Origin of the sequence: Aquimarina callyspongiae, from assembly GCF_034322225.1 — a bacterium.
Taxonomy (GTDB): Bacteria; Bacteroidota; Bacteroidia; order Flavobacteriales; family Flavobacteriaceae; genus Aquimarina.
The window spans coordinates 1,234,781-1,255,437 of sequence record NZ_JAXLPA010000001.1; the positions used below are offsets into that span (position 1 = coordinate 1,234,781).

Consider the following 20,657-nt stretch of genomic DNA (forward strand, 5'->3'; position numbering starts at 1 on the left):
AATGTTAATTTAATGTTACGCAAATGTTGCTTAAACGTAAAATATGTAGTACTTTTATATTATAAGTCGACATCCTTAATAACAGTAAATATTTAAAGAACATGAAAAAGACACTAGTAGCTATAGCAATTATATTTTCTGCAACTATGATGGCACAGGATGTAAAACCTACTTTCCAAAAGGAAGGAAACTTAGTAAAAGGAACATTCTTTCACGATAACGGAAAAATACGTCAACAAGGTTTTTACAAAGACGGTAAATTACATGGAGAGTGGAAATCTTATGATACAACTGGTAAGAAGATTGCTATGGGGCAATATAACAGTGGTGTAAAAACTGGCAAATGGTTTTTCTGGAATAATGGAAAATTATCAGAAGTTAATTATGCCGATAATACTATTGCATCTGTAACCACTTGGTCTAATAAAGATAATGTAGTTGTAAATTACAATAAAAATTAAATTTGCCAATAATAATTAATTGTAGCGCTTCGAGTTCTCGAAGCGCTTTTTTATGCAATCAACTTAACAACTCTCCTGTAATCTGGATTTAAATTAGAAATCTCTTTTACCTTTATTTCACATATCTCGCAGATAAAAACATTTTCTTAACACAGTAAATATTATCTCCAAAAAATTTAAACTCACTACAATAGACTTCATATCAAATACTTAACAAAGTTTATAATTTATTTTTCTAATTTAAAAAAACTCTTCTATAAAATTTCAAGTAACAATTAAGTAACATTAAAATCACTCTTATTTAATTTTTCAGTAACGCATACTTAACAATCACCATCGTTATTTGCACCAAAATTAGAACACGTTACATGAGAAAAATTGTAATTCTCTGTGCACTATTGGTTGTTGGAATACTAAGTGCGCAGGAAACCGGTTCGATTACCGGTACGTTGCTTGATAAAGAAGCAAATGATCAACCTTTACCCTTTGCAAATGTACTGATCAAAGGAACTACTAAAGGAACCACTACTGATTTTGATGGATTGTATACCATTGAAAATCTGGAACCAGGAAACTATACTTTAGAATTTAGCTTTATTGGTTATGAAACTTTGGACAAAGAAGTTGTTGTAAAAGCCAACGAAACCTTAACTGTAAATGCATCTATAGGTGCAAGTGCAGCAGCATTAGATGAAGTAATCATTAAAACCACTACAAAAAAAGAATCAGAAGCAGCTATTCTTTTAGAACAAAAAAATGCAGTTACCATTCAACAAAAAATTGGTGCGCAAGAACTTTCTAAAAAAGGAGTTAGTGATGTAGCAACTGGTTTGACCAAAGCTACTGGTATTTCTAGACAAAGTGATAAGCTATATGTTAGAGGTTTAGGAGACCGATATAACAATGCATATCTTAATGGTTTACCAATTCCTTCTCTAAACCCTAAGTTAAAACTAATAGATCTAGGGATATTTCCTACCGATATCGTAGAAAACTTAGGGATATTTAAAACTTATTCACCTAACATTTATGGAGACTTTGCTGGAGCTAGTGTAAACATTGATACCAAGGATCGTCCAGGAAAAGGTTTCTTAGAAGTTGGGTTTAACTCTGGAGTAAACTCTAATGCCGTTGGTAATGATTTCTTTTTGTTAAACGGAGGTCAATATGACGAATGGGGAATCGACGATGGATCAAGAAGGGTTCCTATCTTTTTAGAAATTCCTAATTACAACTACAACAGTACAGAGATTGATTACTATCCTTTTGATACTTCTTTCAATCCACAAAAAAGATTCAATGCTCCCGATGGAGGTATGAGTATTACAGGAGGTAAAACTTTTACTTTTGGAAAAGAAGAAGATCAAAAACTAGATGCTTTATTTACTGCTTCTTTTGGTCAGAATCACAGAACTGCATTAGGAGGAAGACAAGCAGCTTTTAACTCTCAAGGAGAAAGTATCACAGGTATCGGAAATTTCAGAAATGTAGATCGCTACCAATATAGTACTAATACTACCATTTTAGGAAGTTTAGGATATCGATGGAATAGTAATAATAAAATATTAGCTACTACTTTATATGTAAATGATACTCAGGATGAGCTTAGAGAATTTACTGATGGTGTAAGTAGTGAAGATACAGATGTAGGTATACGTCTAAGAAGAGGTACCTACGAACAAAACAATTTGTTTACACAACAACTTACTGGTGAACATAAGTTTTTAGAAGATAAATACAAATTAAGCTGGGGTACTGCTTATAATCAAGCAGAAGGATTAATCCCAGACAGACGTCAGTTAGTTTTTACAGAATTACAAAATGGAAATCTTGTTTTAGGTAACCGTACGAGTCCTGACTTAGCAAACAATCAACGTTTTTACCAAGAGTTAAATGAAAAAGATTACTCAGCAAAAGTAGATCTTGACATCAATTTTGAAAAAGACGAAGAAGAAAACTTTAAAAATAAGCTTTCTGTTGGATTAGCCGCTAGAGCAAAAGATCGTGATTTTGAAGCAAACCAGTTAAACTATAACCTTAATAATCTGGTAAATCAAAATGTTGATTTTAACAATCCAGATGCATTGTTAAACGAAACGAACTTCTTAAATGGTGAATATGTTGTTTTAGAAAACTTAAACACGACAAGGATTTATGAAGCTGATCTATCAACAATCGCTGCATATGCTAATTTACAATATTCATTGTCAGATAAGTTAATCTTTAATGGAGGTATTCGTGCTGAATTGTTTGAACAAAATGTATTCTATAGAGAACAACAAGACCTTGAAACTTCTCCTTTTAGAACACAAAAGATTGACGAAACATTCATTTTACCAAGTATCAGCTTTAAGTATATAGTAAACGAACAATCAAATCTTAGATTTGCTGCAAGTAAAACAGTAACCTTACCAAAATTTACAGAGGTTGCCCCTTTCTTAGACGAAGATGTAACAGAATCTACATTGGGTAACCCAATACTTTCTAACTCTGACAATTATAACGTTGATGTAAAATGGGAATACTTTCCAGAGCAATCAGGAGAGTTAGTAGCTGCTACTTTATTTGGTAAGTATATTGATAATCCTATTGAAAAAGTATTTGTAGCATCTGCTTCTAACGTAAATACTTTTATTAATTCTGATAATGCTATCATATTTGGAGCTGAGTTAGAATACAGAAAGAATCTAGGTAACCTTTTTAAATTAGAAGAAACTACTTGGAATGATTTAAACTTTGGGATCAACGCTACCTTAATGTATACGCAGGTAAAAATCGATCCTAGTATCACTACATTTAATGGATCTAATATCGCTCCAACGAATGTAGAACGACAGTTACAAGGAGCTTCTCCTTTCTTAGTGAATGCTGACTTGGCATATACCAAAGAGTTTAATAATCACAAAATCACCTCTGCACTGGATTTCAACATCTTTGGAGACCGTGTATATTCTGCAGGTGGTAATGGTGTGGGAGATATTTTTGAAAAAGGATTTGGAGTATTGAATTTTAACTTCAAAGACCAAATAGGAAAACATATTGAAATAAGCTTTAAAGCAAAAAATTTACTAAACCCTTCTATCGAAAGATATCAGGATCAGGAAGATTTAAACCAGGAATTTACTACATATAAGTTTGATAATGGTATCAACTTTAGTCTTGGGGTAACCTTCAAACTTTAAAAAAAATACGAACACAATTTAATTACAATACAATGAAAACTAGAAATTTATTTACAGGAATCTTGTTAGGTATAGCAGTAGTATTCAATGCTTGTACTATCCAGGAAGACAATATAGGTGATGTCATTATCAATCAGGGAGGAAACGGGAATACTAATGGTACCGTTTTGCTTGAAGGACAAATCACAGAAAATATAACATTAACTTCTAACGAAGTATATGAATTAAGAGGTGGAGTTTCTGTTGTAGACGGAGTAACTATGACTATTGAAGCTGGAACCAGAATTATCGCAGGAGATGTTGGAGGAGTGTTCTCATACTTAGCCATTGAGCAAGGAGCTACTATTCTTGCAGAAGGTACTGCTAGTCAGCCAATCGTATTTACTTCAAATAAATCTACTCCTAACCCTGGAGACTGGGGAGGATTATTATTAGCAGGTCGTGCTCCTATTAACAGAGGAACTACAGCTACTACAGAAGTTGCCAACCTTACTTATGGAGGTACTGATGCTAACGATAATTCAGGGATACTTAGGTATGTTCGTCTTGAGTATACTGGTGGAAAGATTAATGATGATGCAGAATATAACGGACTTTCATTATATGGTATAGGTAACGGAACTACTATAGAGTATATCCAGGCATTTAACGGTAATGATGATGGCATCGAATTTTTTGGAGGTACTGTAAACGTAAAATATGCAGTAGTAACTGGAGCAGGAGATGACTCATTTGACTGGACAGATGGATGGGTTGGAAATGGTCAATTCTGGATTGCACAACAAACTTCTGCAGCTGGAGACAAAGGTATAGAAGCAGACAACTTATCATCAACTCCTGATGCTGCTCCTTTTTCTAACCCTACATTATCTAACATCACTTTAATCGGTGCAGAAGATGGTGATGGAGAAAATAAAGGAATCGAGTTTAGAGCAGGAACTAAAGTTACTATGTATAATACAATCATAAAATCATTTCCTGGAAAAGGAATTGAAGTTGATGACGATCAGACTTTAGCAAACTTAAATAGTAACGAAGTAATTGTTAGAAACTCAATCATCGACAATGTAAATTCTTTTGATTTGGATCACGATGGTACTGCTACTGTAGATTTAGCAGATTTTGCTACTTTCAACAACTTTACTTTAGATGGAGCTGGAGCGCCATTTAATAGTGCTGGAACTGCAATTCCTGTTGATTTCCAAATCAACGGTTTTAGAGGAACTTATCAATATACTGCTGCTGTTGATGGTGTTGACAATTTTGACCCATCTACCTTAGACTCTTTCTTTGATGCAGCTAACTATGTAGGAGCGCTACAAGACGGTGATACTTGGACTTCAGGTTGGACTCGTTTATAAAAAATATTTATTTGAATACAAGAAAAATACCTTGGCTGTTATAAGTCAAGGTATTTTTTTCTCCGGTTCAATCACAGAATATCGACTTCTGTATTTCTTACACAGCTTAACCTTGACGTAATACTATCATAATCTTTCAGTATCGTATCCAACTTATAGATTAGATAGCTTCGCAAAAACCTCAACAATAGCTTAACAAATCAACATCAACTCTAATCACCTGTTTTACAAAGCAAATTGAATCGAAAAAGAAAAAAGAAAGAACCCTTAACTCAACAAACCACGATATCTAAATAACAGTATTTGTTTTTTTAAGGAGTTACATTTCCTTAATCCAAGAATAATAATAGCTTAAAATTATTTACAGTAAAACCTCATTTATTTGCAGTGAAATTTTTACAATACTATTTGAATTTGCCGATTCAATATTAAAATAAATCCCTTCTGATCTACTTCTAGTACTTCAAAAAGTAGATCCGAAACAAGAGTACGTGTTCGTAGAAGACTGGGAGACTGTTATCATCCAACAACCATAGCAGTTTCCTTTAGTCTTCTCATAATCCAGAAAAAAAGCACTGTACTTCAACATAATTCATCCTCAAAAAAACATTAGATCCTCAAACAATATTATCTGCTTGTTCAGGTGTAACTTGTTTTGCAACAGACATTAAGAATCAGATTGCTCTTTTAAGGTTTATATCTAAAAATTCGTAATTACATCGCAAAAACACCTTGCAAATTGTAAATAGTTCCCTACAAAACATGTCATATTCTCATTATAAGTTTACGATACTGTTAAGCTCAATAATACAATTTCATCTCAATTAACTTTTATTTAAAACTGTAGTAATATTCTCTAAAGATCTAAAAACTGAAGATTCTTATTCTTTAATAAATAGTTTACCATCTCTTATACACAATAACAAACTCTGCAACCCCTCTATTTTACAATACATTTTACATAAAAAACATTTCCAAAAACACGTGTTATATCTTTCTAAAACCTCTTTATTTTTCAACTTTTTTAATTCTTCTCCAAATGACAATCCCTTAAAGTAAGGATAATAATGGGGTAAAATTATTTACTGTAAAACCGTATTTATTTGTACCAGATTTTTACGAATACGATACGAATACGAAATGAAAAAACTTTTTACAGTAATTGCACTGTTTTATCTTGGATTAAATTTTGCACAAGAAACCGGAACAATAGCCGGAACATTATCAGACAAAGAAGGCAACAACCAACCTTTACCATTTGCCAATATTCTTATCGTTGGAACCACTATGGGAACCTCATCAGATTTTGATGGAAAGTATGAGATTGCCAATGTACCTCCTGGTAGTTATACTTTAGAAATTAGCTTTACTGGTTATGAAACGCTACGCATTCCAGATGTAGTAGTAGAACCAGATAAAGTTGTGGTAATAGATACCGCTTTGGGTGCAACTGCTGCTGCATTAGAAGAGGTTTTCATCAAGGTGCAAACCAGTAGAGAAAGAGAAGAAGCCTTATTATTAGAACAAAAAAATGCTGTTACTCAAAAAACATCGATTGGAGCGCAAGAATTAGCAAAAAAAGGTGTAGGTGATGTAGCAACGGCAGTGACTAAAGCCACTGGGATATCCAAACAAGAAGGATCTGGAAACATCTTTGTAAGAGGTTTAGGAGATCGTTATAATGTAACTACTTTTAATGGTCTACCATTACCATCCAATGATCCGTCCAAAAAAAATATACAATTAGGGATTTTTAATACCAGTATTGTCGAGGCCATTGGAATTGACAAAACTTATAGTGTACAAAATTATGGAGATTTTGCAGGTGCTAATATTGATATCACTTCAAAAGACTATAAAGGTCTTGGGTTTCTAGAATTTGGTTTTTCTGCAGGTCTTAATACAGAATCTTCTGCGGTAGATGATTTCTTCTTAACAGACGGACCTAAAAGAACAGGATTCTATGATACTAACCCTCCTGAGTTTGCATTAAGTAATTATAACTTTACAACAAGCTGGGATAGACAAAAAACCTCTAATCCTTTTAACTCTAACATCTCGGTTAAAGGTGGAGATTCATTCTATATTCTAGGGGGAGAAACTAAGTTAACTATTTTTGGAGTTGGCTCTTTCAGCAATGATTATTCATATAGAGAAGGAATATCAAGAGGTGGTGTAACAGTAAATTCTGTTGCCAATAGCGATTTCGACTTTTTTAATTATTCCTATAATACCAATACAACTTTATTAGGAAATGTTACTTTAAAATATAGAAAAAACAGAATACGATACAACGCTTTATACCTTAACACTACAAGTGAGCAGCAAAAAGAATTCTTCGGAATTATTGATATAGAAGATGATGCTGCAGAAGGTGGAGGTTTTATCCAAAGAGCGGTCTTCAAAAGAACCTCATTAATTACTCACCAATTATTAGGAGATCATGAAATTGGTGAAAACTTTGAAGTAAACTGGGGAGGATCCTACAATTATCTAGAAGGTTTAGAACCAGATAGAAGACAGGTAACATTAGTTCCTGTAGATAATAACGATCCTGATGGACCAAAATCTTTCCAACAAGTATCAGCGGCTTCAGATAATCATAGATTTTATTCTGAATTAGTAGAAGAAGAAATAGCAGGTAATTTTGCAGCTACATATAAGTTTGATAAGGATGAGGAGGATGAGTTTACCGGAAAAATATCTTTAGGATACAACGGAAGGTTTAAAGATGTAGATTTTGAAGCAACTCAATTTAACTTCCAGATCTTCAGAAGTGATCAACAACCAGATGTAGATATCTATAACGTAGACGCTTATTTTAACCAAGAAAATCTTAATCGAGGGCTTTTTAGAATAAGAACCTTTAGAGGAACAATAGATACTCCTAATGCTCTTGACCCTCAATTTTACAGAGGAGATCAACGCATCCAGGCAGCTTTTCTTAATGTAGAATATGCTCTTTCTCCTAAGTTAACATTATTAGCAGGTATTAGAGGAGAACAAATCAATCAAAATATTGAATGGTCTACATCATTAGATTCACAAGGTGGAGAAAGTGAATTAGATACATTTGAAATTTTACCTTCTCTTTCTTTAAAATATGAATTAAACGAAAAACAAAACCTGAAGTTTGCAGCGAGTAAAACCTATACTTTGCCACAGTTTAAAGAAAGAGCTCCTTTCTTATTTCAGGAAATTAACCAGGATTATTTTGGTAATGAAGATTTAGACCTTTCTACAGACTATAACGTAGATGTTAAGTGGGAAGTATTTCCTAAGTCAGGTGAAATTATTTCGGTTGGTGCATTTGGTAAATTGATCGAAAATCCAATTAATGCCATCACTATTCAATCAGCATCCAATGATATTACTTGGGCCAATACAGGAGATAACGCAACAGTAATTGGTCTTGAATTAGAAACTAGAAAAGTACTATTTGAAAACGAAAGAGATATTAATGACACCACTTTAAAGAATAGTATAACAGCAGGTTTAAATGCTGCTTATATGATTCACAACCAAGATTTAAGTCAAGAAAAAGTACTTGAAGAAGCTGGGCTTAGTTTTATCCCCACCTATTCAGATACCGGTCTTTCTGGAGCATCAGATTTGGTTGCAAACGCAGATGTAAGTTATTACAAGGATTTTGCAAAGGACAAAAATGTTCGTTTAACGCTTGCTGCTAACTATTTCTCAGATCGAATTTTTGCCATTGGTAATTTTGGAAAAGGTAACATCATAGAAAAAGGCATTCCTACTTTAGACTTTGTTCTAAGATCTCAGTTAAACGAAAACATTTCTGTAGGATTATCATTCAAAAACATACTGAATCCAACTATCGAAAGATTTCAAGAAGCTGTTGACGGAGACACAAACGACGATCCAGATTTAAACTTGAATTTTCAACAAACAGATGTTACTGTTTTATCATACAAGAGAGGATATGATTTAAAACTATCTCTTTCTTATAAGTTTTAACCCAAATCAAAATTTAATATAAAAACAATTCTTAAAAAAGCGAACAATTTTTATTCACAACTATTTAAATTCAAAAACAATGAAAAAAATTCTTTTTACATTCTTGTTAACACTTGCTACAACAGCGATGTTTGTATCGTGTGGCAGTGATGATGATGCAGGAGTTACATCTTCTTGTACAGATGGAATCCAGAATGGTAATGAAACTGGTGTTGATTGTGGTGGGTCTTGTACTCCTTGTACACAAGCTACACTTGAAGGTGAAGTAATTACAGACACTACACTAGACGCTTCTCTTGAGTATCAACTTACTGGTGCTTATGTAGTAAAATCAGGTTCTTCTTTAACGATTCCTGCTGGAACAGTTATTAAAGCAACTGGTGGTACTTCTGCTTATGTTGCTGTAGAACGTGGTGCACAAATATTTATTAACGGTACAGCCAGTAATCCAGTTGTAATGACTTCTGCTGCTGGTTCTCCTGCTCCTGGTGACTGGGGTGGATTAGTAATCTGTGGTGATGCTCCTACTAATAAAGGTAGTAATGTAACTTCAGAAGTTGCTGACCTTATTTATGGTGGATCTAATGCTACTGATAACTCTGGATCTATAAGATATTTAAGAGTAGAATATACTGGAGCTACTTTCTCTAACTCTAAAGAGTTTAACGGAGTATCTTTATTTGGTGTTGGTTCTGGAACTACTTTTGAATTCGTTCAATCTTATAACGGAGGTGATGACGGTATTGAGTTCTTTGGTGGAACTGTAGATGGAGACAACCTTGTTTCTGTTGGTAGTAATGATGATTCAATCGACTTTGCTGATGGATGGACTGGAAACGGTAATAACTGGTATATCTCTGGAGGTGCTAAAGCTGGTATCGAAGGATCTAACAACGGAGATGACGGTAATGCAACTCCTGTAACTACTACTACTTTATCTAACATCACTGTAGTAGGACCAGTAACTGAAGGCGCTTTATTCTTCAAAGAAGGTGGAGGTAAATTTACAATCACTAATTTCTACACAAGTAATGTTGATCTTGGTGTAAATGTGAAAGATACAGATGTTGAAGCTGCTGCTAGAATCGAGAACGGTGATTTAACAATTAACAATATTCAGTATGCTAATGCTCCTGCTGGATTAGATGCTACAAACTACACAGGTGCTAACCAATCTTTCTATACTGAAGGTGTTGCTACTGGTGCTGGTAACGGTGCTGCTTCTCCTACCTGGGCTGCAGGATGGACAATCGGTCTTTCTAATAGTGGAGCTACTACAGAAAACTTAGCAGGTGAAGTAACTACTGATGTTACTCTTAATGCTACTACAGAATATATCCTTACCAATGCTTTTGTTGTAAAGTCTGGAGCTTCTTTAACGATTCCTGCTGGAACGGTTATCAAAGCAACGGGTGGTACTGCTGCTTATATTGCCGTAGAACGTGGTGCACAAATATTTATTAATGGTACTTCTAGTAATCCAGTTGTAATGACATCTGGTGCAGCTTCTCCTGCTCCTGGTGACTGGGGTGGATTAGTAATCTGTGGAGATGCTCCTACTAACAAAGGTAGTAATGTAACTTCTGAGGTTGCTGATCTGCTTTATGGTGGTTCTAATGCTACTGACAACTCTGGTACGGTTCGTTACTTAAGAGTAGAATATACTGGAGCTACTTTCTCAAACTCTAAAGAGTTTAACGGAGTATCTTTATTCGGTGTTGGTTCTGGAACTACTTTTGAATATGTACAATCTTTAAACGGAGGTGATGATGGTATCGAGTTCTTTGGTGGAACTGTAAACGGTAACTACCTGGTATCTATCGGAAGTGGAGACGATTCAATCGACTTTGCTGATGGATGGAATGGAAATGGTGATAGCTGGTACATCAAAGATGGTGCTAAAGCTGGTATCGAAGGATCTAACAACGGAGATGACGGTAACGCAACTCCTGTAACTACTACTACTTTATCTAACATTACTGTAGTAGGACCTGTAACTGAAGGTGCTTTATTCTTCAAAGAAGGTGGAGGTAACTTTACAATCACTAATTTCTATACTTCAGGTGTAAACTTAGGAGTTAAAGTAAAAGATACCGATGTTCAAGCTGCTGCTAGAATTGAAGCTGATGCTCTTTCTATCAACCCAATGCAGTTTGATGCTACTGCTACTCCATTCTCTCAAACAGATTATACCGGAACTAACCAAAGCTTTATCACAGTTGGTGATAACACTGGAGCTGGAAACGGTGCTGCTGAGCCAACTTGGGCAAATGGATGGACTGCTGGTTTCTAATCAATGATTAAGTAAACGTTTTATATATAAAAAACACCCTAAATTTAGGGTGTTTTTTTATGTAAAGAATTCTATCTAGTTATACCTTAACGGTTTTCCAATTTCCTTTTTTAAACCATATGATACCCACAACTGCAATAAGTACTTCTGCAAAGGTAATTGCCAAAAACACCCCCATAGCTCCCCAATCCAATACAATAGCCGCCAGGTACGCAAATGGTAGTTGAAATATCCAAAAGCAAAAGAAATTAATAATCGTGGGTGTTTTGGTATCTCCTGCTCCATTAAATGATTGAATAACGACCATACCATAAGCATAGAACACGTATCCTGCAGCAATAACCCGCAAACTTAAAGCTCCGTACTTTACTATCTCCGGTTCGCTACTAAAAACTCTGATGATAACTTCGGCTAAGATTAAGTATATCAGTGATACAAAAAGCATAAAGTAAGCATTGTATTTTCCGGTTTTCCATACAGATTGTTCTGCACGGTCTGGTTTGCCAGCACCCAGGTTTTGACCTACCAAAGTAGCTGCTGCATTACTCATCCCCCAAGAAGGCATCAGTGTAAACATTAATACTCGAATAGCAATTGTATAACCAGCTAATACTTCACTTCCAAATTCTGCCATGATTCGCATCAAGAAAACCCAGCTAGAAGTTCCTATAATGAATTGTCCAATACCACCAAGTGATACTTTAATCAAGTTTATCATTATTGAAGCTTTAAAAACAATGTCTTTAAAAGTTACTTTTATTTTACTCCATCCATAAAACAAGATTAACAATTGAAAAATTACTGCACTACCTCTACCAATAGTAGTAGCAATTGCCGCTCCCTGTACACCGAAAGCTGGAAATGGTCCTAATCCAAAAATAAAAAGAGGATCCAATATGATATTTAATATGTTAGAAAATATTAAAACTCGCATCGCAACAGAGGCGTCTCCAGCACCCCGAAAGACTGCATTAATGAGAAACAATAACATAATAGTTATGTTTCCACCTAACAATACCTGCGTATATCCGTATCCCTCTTCGATTAAGTCAGCTTCTGCTCCCATTAGAGAAAGTATTTCTTTTGGAAATACAATCCCAATGACACTTATGATTACAGCTATTGAAATTCCTAAAAAAATAGATTGCACCGCTGCTTCAGAAGCTCCTTTAATATCTTTTTCTCCCACTCTTCGAGCAACAATGGCAGTGACACCCATACTAAGCCCAATCGCAATTGCATATATTAATGTCAGTACAGATTCTGTAAGCCCAACGGTAGCTATTGCATTTGCTCCAAGACTAGAAACATAATAAGCATCTACCAAAGCAAAAATAGATTCCATGAACATTTCAAGGATCATGGGGATCGATAGCATAAAAACAGCTTTACGAATACTACCATTAGTAAAATCTTGTTCTTTACCAGTTATAGCAGTTTTAAAATAAGAGAATAGTTTGGTAAGGGTGAGTTTATTCTGAGTCATGATTATAAAGAATTATGTTGTAAAAAAGTAATAAATAAGAAGTCCCAAAGAAGAAATTCTTTAGCTTCTAAATCGTGTAGTATCTATTTGCACAATTATGTACATAATTCTTATAACTTCATAATGAAACAAAGATGCGGCATTATTTTTGAAATTCAAAAAGATATATAATTTTTTATAACACTCTTTTTGAGGTTTTCCCATAATATTGGAACCTCTAACGCTTTTTAACAAAAAAAATTGTGAGTATTGCTAATAAATTTTCTAATTTTAAGGTATCTTTATCGTCCCAAAATAAAAGATATATGAAAAAAATCTACTTATTTCTCATATTTATAGGTATTGTCTGCTTCTCTGTCACGGGAGTCCAAGCACAGTCTGACTCGTCAAACAACAAGCCACAGAACAGCCAATCTATTGAAGGATTGAATATGTATCCAAATCCTATCGACAAGGGTTCCACATTATATATTACTTCCGCTTCCGGTCGCTCAATGACTGTTACTATTTATAATGTTTTAGGAGAAAAAGTGTTATTTAAAGTATTAATAGGAAAAGAATTAAACATTTCTTCTTTAACTGCCGGAGTTTATGTTATTAAACTTAAACAGCAAGAAAATACTTCAACCAGAAAACTTGTGGTAAAATAACCATTGATTAATATTATTTTAAGGTTAATTCCCTTGTTTTCATCGGTTAATTGTTAGTTTTTAGTATAAGATTACTTATTTTTACATGCTTATTTTTTAAAACTAACTCAGATCATGAAAAAAATTACTCTTTTATTTACATTTTTAATATCCACATTTTCATTCGGACAGATTATCATTACAGAATTAGCAGATCCTAATAATAGTAATAACACTGCTAATCCACAAAACACAAGATATGTAGAAATATATAATGTTAGTGGTGCAGGTGTTGATCTTACTAATTGGGAATTGAGAAGATGGACAAATGGAACAGCGACTCCTCAAGGATCCGGGATAGATCTAACTTCAATAGGAACTTTAGCTTCTGGTGGGTTTGCAATCATTGCAGCAAATAGCACTGATTTTCAAGCTGCTTATGGGTTTGCACCAGATATTAACGGTGGAGGCGGTGGTGCTGCTGATAGTAATGGAGACGATCAAATCGCTATATTTGATGCTTCCGATGCTACCATTGATATTTTTGGTGTTCCAGGAGAGGATGGATCAGGAACCTGTCACGAATTTGAAGATGGTAGAGCAGAAAGAGTGGCAAGTGTTACTGCTTCTGCAAGTACCTTTAATGAGGCAGAATGGAATGTTTGGGCAGATAGTTCAGTATCAGGATGTACCAATCATACACAAGCAGCACAAGATACCCCTGGAATATTTGATCCAGGTTCGTGGATAGGAGCATCAAGTGATCCTTCACTTACGGCCAGTACAAGCATGTCTGTTTTTACTCCAGGAACTACATCTGTAGATATCACATTTGCAGCTAATAACTTTACTTTAGGAGGAGCTAATGTAGTAGAATATGTTGTTAATTCTGGAGCAGCGCAAACCACAACTTCTAGTCCTATTGCAATATCAGTTGCAGATGGCCAATCGTATACCGTTACTTTAGAATTAAAAGATGCTGGAGGATCTCTTACACCACAAGTATTAGAAACTGTAAACTTCTCTGTTGCTTCTTTAACAAATGTTGCTAATATTGCTGCATTAAGAGGCTCTACAGAAGGGCAGTTTTACACGCTTACCGGAGAAGCTGTTTTAACTTTCCAACAGAGTTTTAGAAATCAAAAATTTATTGAAGACAACACAGGAGCTATTCTTATTGATGATGATGGCGGAGCATTTACCACTGCTTATAATGTGGCTGACGGAATTACTGGTATTACAGGAGAGTTAACGTCTTTTAATGGTTTACTACAATTTGTACCATCATCTGATCCAGGAGCTGCTTCTAGTACAGGAAATGCGATTGATCCTCAGTTAGTAACGCTAGCCCAGCTTACAGCTACTCCAGAAAACTATGAATCAGAATTGGTTGCAGTTGCTGATGTTACTGTAGATAATTCTGGAAATGCTACTTGGGTAAATGGTGCAGAATACGCTTTAACACAAAACACAGATAACTTTAACTTCAGAGCTACTTTCTTTGATGTAGATTACATAGGACAAAATGTTCCTACTACTGCTGTTAATATCGTTGGTATTATTACCGAAAGAAATAATGGTAGTTATTTTATTACTGCCAGAGATAGCAATGATTTCCCTGCTGTTTTAAGTGTTGCTGATTTTAATAGTGAAACGCAAACTTTTAGCATCTACCCTAACCCGGTATATGATGGGTTTATAAACTTTTCATCTACTTTTAACGGTGATAAAGAAATTAGAATATTTAATATCCTTGGTACGCAAGTACTAGCAAAAAAATTAGACAGTACTTCTTTAAATGTTTCTAATTTGAGTACTGGAGTATACTTGGTACAGTTATTTTCTGATGGAGTCAAAGTTGATACCCAAAAATTAATTATAAGATAGAATTAAATCTTATACATATTACGAAGCACTCCCTCAAAAAGGGAGTGTTTTTTTATACCTTTGTTTTATATAAAATCACTCATCTTTTTTTATGCTAGCTGACTCGATATTTTCTATCAAGAATGAAACTGATTTTGAACAGTTAGCCCTACGAATATTCAGACATCAATACATTAACAACCTCACGTATCAACGTTTTTGTAACCTCCTCGGAATTACAAAAACTTCGATTAACAAAATTACCGATATCCCTTACTTGCCTATCGAGTTTTTTAAACATTATAAAATTGTAAGTACCACTTCTCCGATCAAACAAGTTTTTACAAGTAGTGGCACAACAGGAAGTATCACAAGTAAACACCATGTAACAGACCTTAACATCTATGAAGCAAGTTTTAACAAAGGGTTTGAATATTTCTATGGAGATATTAAAGAATATACAGTATTAGCATTATTACCTTCGTATCTGGAGAGAGAAGGGTCTTCACTTGTATACATGGTAGATCATTTGATTAAGGCCAGTCAAACGGCAGAAAGTGGTTTTTACTTAAATGATACTGAAGCATTAATCTCTAAGTTAAAACAACTCACAAGTAAGAATAAAAAAATAGTACTTATTGGAGTTTCTTTTGCACTATTAGATTTAGTAGAACAACATTCTATTTCTTTAAATCCTAATACTATTGTCATGGAAACAGGAGGCATGAAAGGCCGAAGAAAAGAACTCATTCGACCTGAATTACATCAAATACTACAAAAAGGGTTTACTATTTCACAGATTCATAGTGAATATGGTATGACAGAATTATTATCACAAGCTTATTCTACGGGAAATGGTATTTTTAAATGTCCACCCTGGATGAAAACCTCTATCCGTAGTACCGAAGATCCTTTATCAAACCTGGGAAACAACAAAACAGGAGGTATCAATGTCATTGACCTGGCAAATATTAATTCTTGCTCTTTTATTGCAACTATGGATTTAGGCAAGGTATATAATGATGGTAGTTTTGAAATTTTAGGTAGATTTGATCACAGTGACATCAGAGGATGTAACTTAATGGCATTATAATCAAACCATCATATGGCTGCAAAAAAAGGGTTAGGTTGTTTTTTTTATCCGGCAATTGTATTGCTATCGATTATCGGTAGCGGAGTTGTACAAACATTCATTCCTATTTCTACCTTTCAGTCATTTGCTTTTCTCCTAGTTATTTTTTCGTGGCTATTTGGAAAAATACAAAAAAGCGAAGAGAACCCTAAAGGATATTCGCAAAGGTATTTTTTATACAGCCTGCTGCTACTAGGAGTAATTTTAGGAGTACGATTTATTTTTTCTTCAGAAACACTTAAAACTGAAGAAAAACGGGTTGTCAAAAATAATATTTCAGAAGAAATTTTTAGAAAAAAAATCTTTGAAGAAGGAGATTCAATTGTCCTATTAAGCCAAAATAGAGAATGGTATGACAATTATGGCAATCCTTATGAAGGAAATTTCTCTGTGCGAGAACAAGATTATATAACCTCAAGAAAAGAATACTTTAAATATAGTAAAACCAATACCTTTTATAATTGGGGTGAATTATATAAATACCTAGCGACATCAGACACTCCTAAACTGGATTTGATTCTTGCAAAACTCTCTGAGATTAAGGCATCACAAAACCTTAATCAGTTCGAGTTTGCAGAAATGGTTGTCTCTTTTATACAAGACATCCCTTATTCTTTGGTTTTTGGAACCGCCTGTCAATCTGCAGATAACTACGAAGAATCTATTAGATTGCTACTAGAGCAATGCCCGAGTTGCTGCATCGGCAACATTCCATACGGGATACAAAACCCAATATCTTTTATGGGGTCTTTAAAAGGCGATTGCGATACAAGAACAGTAATCATCTATGGTATCCTTGATCATTTTGGATATGATGTAGCCATTATGAATAGCAACTACTACAAACATTCTATCCTGGGACTTCATATTCCTGCCAAAGGAAAATATAAAGTTCATAATGGAAAAAGATACTATGTTTGGGAAACTACTAATAAACATTTTACCATTGGCACACTATCCAATAACTTTGATAATATGAACCATTGGAATATTGTACTCACTAACACCTAGATAACATGCAAACTAAAGTTTTAACCTTGGCTTTTATAGAAATCACTCTTTCGATTCTTGTTTCTGTATTGATAATTTTTATCTCTTTCAAAATTCTTCAAAAAGTATTTTTAAAAAGTATTTCTATCAAAGAAGACAATCTGGCTTTCTCTGTGTTTTCTGCCGGAATTATCATATCCATTGGAGTGATCCTTAGTGAGATCATACCTTCTATTACCAATATTGTGCGATTATCTATGTCTGAAACTAATGATATCACTTTGAGCAGTATCATACAATATTCAGGTTTATACTTATTTATTGGATTCATATTTGCGCTTGTAATAAACGCCTCTGTATTTTTATTGTTTTCTGCTTTGACAAAAGGCATCAATGAATTTAAAGAAATACAACAAAACAACGTAGCTACTTCTATAATTGTTACCGCTACTCTGCTATCCATAACCTTAATAGCAAAGGACAGTATCAGCCTACTAATCAGCGCCTTAATCCCTTACCCAGAAACTACTAACTTCTTGTTATAGAAATTTAATATAGTATCTGCATTGTAATGCTTCTTCTTTTTTACGACCAAGTTATTGTAACCACAATAAAAAACGTAAAAAATGAGAATCCTAATAACCACACTTTTTTTAGCATTAACATTTTCGATGAATGCTCAACAAATAGATTACAACACTAACAAAGGTTTTGTCGCAGAAGGATATGATGTAACCGAATATTTTAACAATAAAATTGTTGAAGGTAAAAGCAAATATGTGACAACCTATGACAATGCAAAATATAGATTTGTGAGTCAGGCAAACCTTGACAAATTTAAAAGTAATCCTAAGAAATATGTTCCTCAATATGGTGGATATTGCTCTTATGCAGTTGCAACCAAAGCCGAAAAAGTAGATATCGATCCTGAAACATTCGAGATCAATGATGGTAAGTTGTATTTATTCTACAATTCCTGGGGAACAAATACACATAAAAAATGGAAAGCCGAAGGTCCTTCAAAATTACGACCAAAAGCAGATGCCAATTGGCAAAAAATAAAGACAAAATAATAAGCAGGGCTACGAATAAGATGATACCCCTAAAGTTTTTTTCAATAATTGATTGGTTAATTAAGCCTGCTGGAAATTTATTTTTTAGCAGGCTTTATTTTTTGTTTATGATCAACAACAACCCTGACATAAAACATTGATTCACATTACTATAAACTTATAATTTTGTTAAAATTGTAATGTCTTGATTTTTTTACGACTCAATAACTGTAACCAATAAAAACCACAAATAAATGAACAAGTTTTTTGTTTTACTGTTTTTAGGATTTGCATTTACAATCCAAGCGCAACAAATCGATTACAATACCAAAAAAGGATATGTTGCAGAAGGATATGATGTAACCGAATATTTTAACAACAAAGCAGTAAAAGGAAACAGTAAGTTTAGTACCACACACGATAATGTGAAGTACAAGTTTACAAATCAGGCAAACCTTGATAAGTTCAAGAGTAATCCTGGAAAATACGTTCCTCAATATGGTGGATATTGTGCTTATGCCGTAGGAGCCAATGCAGAAAAAGTAAGTATTGATCCAGAGACATTTGAGATAAGAGATGGTAAACTGTACTTATTCTATAATTCTTGGGGTGTAAATACTTTAAAGAAATGGAATGAAGAAGGAGCAGAACAATTAAAATCAAAAGCCGATGTGAATTGGCAAAAAATAAAGACTAAATAAATCGGGTACCGATTTTAAAAATATATAACGCTAAGTTTTTTTCAATAATTGATTGGTTAGTTGACAAAGCCTGTTAAGAAACACTTCTGACAGGCTTTGTTCTTTTTATATCCTATTGAAATTATACTACTCGTATAACAAAATAATTTTTCCTACCTCGCTGCAGTAATACAAATTGACCGTTAATCAAATCAGTATCAGAAATAGCGTATCCCTCTGATACTTTCTCTTTATTTACTGAAATCGATTTTTCTTTTAATGCTCTTCTGGCCTCACCATTAGATTTAAGAAATCCTGTTTGTTCTGCCAGCGCACCAATAATATCCAATCCATTGCTAATAGTATCTTTTGACACCTCTGCTTGTGGTACCCCATCAAAAACATCTAGAAAAGTACTCTCATCAAGTCCTTTTAAATCTTCAGAGGTTGATTTTCCAAAAAGGATCCCAGAAGCTTTTACTGCATTATCAAGATCTTCCTGAGAATGTACGATCACCGTAACCTCATCAGCCAATCTTTTTTGTAATATTCTTTGATGTGGAGCCTCTTTATGTTCCGTAACTAATGCTTCGATCTCATCTTTGGTTAAAAAGGTAAAAATTTTGATGTATTTCTCTGCATCTTCATCACTAGTATTTAACCAATACTGATAAAATTTGTACGGTGACGTTCTATTAGCATCCAACCATACATTACCACCTTCAGATTTACCAAACTTAGAACCATCAGATTTTGTGATTAACGGGCAGGTCAAGGCATATCCTTTTCCCCCACCAATACGTCGTATTAGCTCTGTACCTGTTGTGATATTACCCCATTGATCACTACCACCCATTTGCAACGTACAATCGTGATCTCTATATAAATGCAGGAAATCATACCCTTGCACTAATTGGTACGTAAACTCGGTAAAAGACATCCCATCAGTAGACTCAGAAGAAATTCTATTTTTTACAGAATCCTTGGCCATCATATAGTTTACCGTGATGTGTTTACCTACATCTCTAATAAAATCTAGAAATGAAAAGTCTTTCATCCAGTCATAATTATTAACCAATATTGCCGCATTAGGAGCATCACTTTCAAAATCCAAAAATCGGGCTAGCTGTGCTTTTATAGCTTCCTGGTTATGACGTAGTGTTTTTTCATCCAGTAAATTACGTTCTGCAGATTTACCAGATGGATCACCAATCATTCCTGTTGCTCCTCCTACTAATGCAAAAGGCTTATGTCCTGCTCTTTGATAATGTGCTAATAACATAATTGGCACCAGGTTGCCTATATGCAATGAATCTGCAGTAGGATCAAACCCAACATAGGCAGATCGCATTGCTTCTAATAAGTATTCTTCTGTACCTGGCATGGCGTCATGCAACATACCTCTCCATCGTAGCTCTTCTATAAAATTTGTAGCCATTTTTTTATAATTCAATTAAGAGCGACAAAGATAAAAATATGGTTTATATGGAGCTATGGATTGCGTAGAAATGATTTTATGAATTCATACCAGGTTAAAACTATAT

The 20,657-nt window shown here is 34.2% G+C and carries 14 protein-coding genes; 12 read left to right on the forward strand and 2 right to left on the reverse strand.

The genetic code is table 11. The features are described 5' to 3' along the window. The first annotated feature begins 101 nt into the window (after positions 1–101). The 5 genes from U0D62_RS05125 to U0D62_RS05145 all read left to right on the forward strand — a co-directional run bounded on the left by U0D62_RS05125 (position 102) and on the right by U0D62_RS05145 (position 11,278). Positions 102–461: a toxin-antitoxin system YwqK family antitoxin gene (locus U0D62_RS05125; protein ID WP_322194271.1), complete on the forward strand. Its 360-nt coding sequence runs from the start codon at positions 102–104 to the stop codon at positions 459–461. 368 nt (positions 462–829) lie between these two features. Then, positions 830–3,643 (forward strand): TonB-dependent receptor, encoded by a 2,814-nt coding sequence (locus U0D62_RS05130; RefSeq protein ID WP_322194272.1) that lies wholly within the window; start codon positions 830–832, stop codon positions 3,641–3,643. A gap of 32 nt (positions 3,644–3,675) precedes the next feature. Further along, entirely contained in the window at positions 3,676–5,004 is a 1,329-nt protein-coding gene (locus U0D62_RS05135; protein ID WP_322194273.1) for a multidrug transporter, read from the forward strand. 1,140 nt (positions 5,005–6,144) lie between these two features. After that, a complete protein-coding gene (locus tag U0D62_RS05140) occupies positions 6,145–8,985 on the forward strand; it encodes a TonB-dependent receptor (protein WP_322194274.1) in 2,841 nt (946 codons plus the stop codon). Between the two features lie 79 nt (positions 8,986–9,064). Next, positions 9,065–11,278 carry a hypothetical protein gene (locus U0D62_RS05145; protein ID WP_322194275.1) on the forward strand — a complete coding sequence of 738 codons (2,214 nt, stop codon included), beginning with the start codon at positions 9,065–9,067 and terminating at the stop codon, positions 11,276–11,278. A gap of 79 nt (positions 11,279–11,357) precedes the next feature. Here the strand turns inward: U0D62_RS05145 and U0D62_RS05150 are convergent, their stop codons facing one another. Beyond that, positions 11,358–12,764, reverse strand: a complete 1,407-nt coding sequence (locus U0D62_RS05150; protein WP_322194276.1) for an MATE family efflux transporter — start codon at positions 12,762–12,764, stop codon at positions 11,358–11,360. Between the two features lie 305 nt (positions 12,765–13,069). On the opposite strand from U0D62_RS05150, the gene U0D62_RS05155 reads away from it, so the two are divergent. The 7 genes from U0D62_RS05155 to U0D62_RS05185 all read left to right on the forward strand — a co-directional run bounded on the left by U0D62_RS05155 (position 13,070) and on the right by U0D62_RS05185 (position 19,134). Next, positions 13,070–13,414 (forward strand): T9SS type A sorting domain-containing protein, encoded by a 345-nt coding sequence (locus U0D62_RS05155; RefSeq protein ID WP_322194277.1) that lies wholly within the window; start codon positions 13,070–13,072, stop codon positions 13,412–13,414. Between the two features lie 114 nt (positions 13,415–13,528). Continuing rightward, positions 13,529–15,280, forward strand: coding sequence for a T9SS type A sorting domain-containing protein (locus tag U0D62_RS05160; protein ID WP_322194278.1), 1,752 nt, complete (start codon positions 13,529–13,531; stop codon positions 15,278–15,280). 91 nt (positions 15,281–15,371) lie between these two features. After that, positions 15,372–16,352 carry a LuxE/PaaK family acyltransferase gene (locus tag U0D62_RS05165; RefSeq protein ID WP_322194279.1) on the forward strand — a complete coding sequence of 327 codons (981 nt, stop codon included), beginning with the start codon at positions 15,372–15,374 and terminating at the stop codon, positions 16,350–16,352. A 12-nt stretch (positions 16,353–16,364) separates the two neighbouring features. Then, positions 16,365–17,402, forward strand: coding sequence for a hypothetical protein (locus tag U0D62_RS05170; RefSeq protein ID WP_322194280.1), 1,038 nt, complete (start codon positions 16,365–16,367; stop codon positions 17,400–17,402). Between the two features lie 5 nt (positions 17,403–17,407). Next, a complete protein-coding gene (locus U0D62_RS05175) occupies positions 17,408–17,926 on the forward strand; it encodes a DUF350 domain-containing protein (protein ID WP_322194281.1) in 519 nt (172 codons plus the stop codon). A gap of 81 nt (positions 17,927–18,007) precedes the next feature. After that, on the forward strand, positions 18,008–18,454 hold the full coding sequence (locus U0D62_RS05180) for a YHS domain-containing (seleno)protein (RefSeq protein ID WP_322194282.1): 447 nt from the start codon (positions 18,008–18,010) through the stop codon (positions 18,452–18,454). A 233-nt stretch (positions 18,455–18,687) separates the two neighbouring features. After that, positions 18,688–19,134 (forward strand): YHS domain-containing (seleno)protein, encoded by a 447-nt coding sequence (locus U0D62_RS05185; RefSeq protein WP_322194283.1) that lies wholly within the window; start codon positions 18,688–18,690, stop codon positions 19,132–19,134. A gap of 121 nt (positions 19,135–19,255) precedes the next feature. Here the strand turns inward: U0D62_RS05185 and tyrS are convergent, their stop codons facing one another. Next, positions 19,256–20,551 (reverse strand): tyrosine--tRNA ligase, encoded by a 1,296-nt coding sequence (gene tyrS / locus U0D62_RS05190; protein WP_322194284.1) that lies wholly within the window; start codon positions 20,549–20,551, stop codon positions 19,256–19,258. Between the last annotated feature and the right edge of the window lie 106 nt (positions 20,552–20,657).

Bases quoted from the DNA above. Each gene is read 5' to 3' on its own strand.
- U0D62_RS05130 (WP_322194272.1), top strand. From the start codon at position 830: ATGAGAAAAATTGTAATTCTCTGTGCACTATTGGTTGTTGGAATACTA.
- U0D62_RS05180 (WP_322194282.1), top strand. From the start codon at position 18,008: ATGAGAATCCTAATAACCACACTTTTTTTAGCATTAACATTTTCGATG.
- U0D62_RS05155 (WP_322194277.1), top strand. From the start codon at position 13,070: ATGAAAAAAATCTACTTATTTCTCATATTTATAGGTATTGTCTGCTTC.
- U0D62_RS05135 (WP_322194273.1), top strand. From the start codon at position 3,676: ATGAAAACTAGAAATTTATTTACAGGAATCTTGTTAGGTATAGCAGTA.
- U0D62_RS05140 (WP_322194274.1), top strand. From the start codon at position 6,145: ATGAAAAAACTTTTTACAGTAATTGCACTGTTTTATCTTGGATTAAAT.
- U0D62_RS05125 (WP_322194271.1), top strand. From the start codon at position 102: ATGAAAAAGACACTAGTAGCTATAGCAATTATATTTTCTGCAACTATG.
- U0D62_RS05175 (WP_322194281.1), top strand. From the start codon at position 17,408: ATGCAAACTAAAGTTTTAACCTTGGCTTTTATAGAAATCACTCTTTCG.
- U0D62_RS05145 (WP_322194275.1), top strand. From the start codon at position 9,065: ATGAAAAAAATTCTTTTTACATTCTTGTTAACACTTGCTACAACAGCG.
- U0D62_RS05170 (WP_322194280.1), top strand. From the start codon at position 16,365: ATGGCTGCAAAAAAAGGGTTAGGTTGTTTTTTTTATCCGGCAATTGTA.
- U0D62_RS05165 (WP_322194279.1), top strand. From the start codon at position 15,372: ATGCTAGCTGACTCGATATTTTCTATCAAGAATGAAACTGATTTTGAA.
- U0D62_RS05160 (WP_322194278.1), top strand. From the start codon at position 13,529: ATGAAAAAAATTACTCTTTTATTTACATTTTTAATATCCACATTTTCA.
- U0D62_RS05185 (WP_322194283.1), top strand. From the start codon at position 18,688: ATGAACAAGTTTTTTGTTTTACTGTTTTTAGGATTTGCATTTACAATC.
- tyrS (WP_322194284.1), bottom strand. From the start codon at position 20,551: ATGGCTACAAATTTTATAGAAGAGCTACGATGGAGAGGTATGTTGCAT.
- U0D62_RS05150 (WP_322194276.1), bottom strand. From the start codon at position 12,764: ATGACTCAGAATAAACTCACCCTTACCAAACTATTCTCTTATTTTAAA.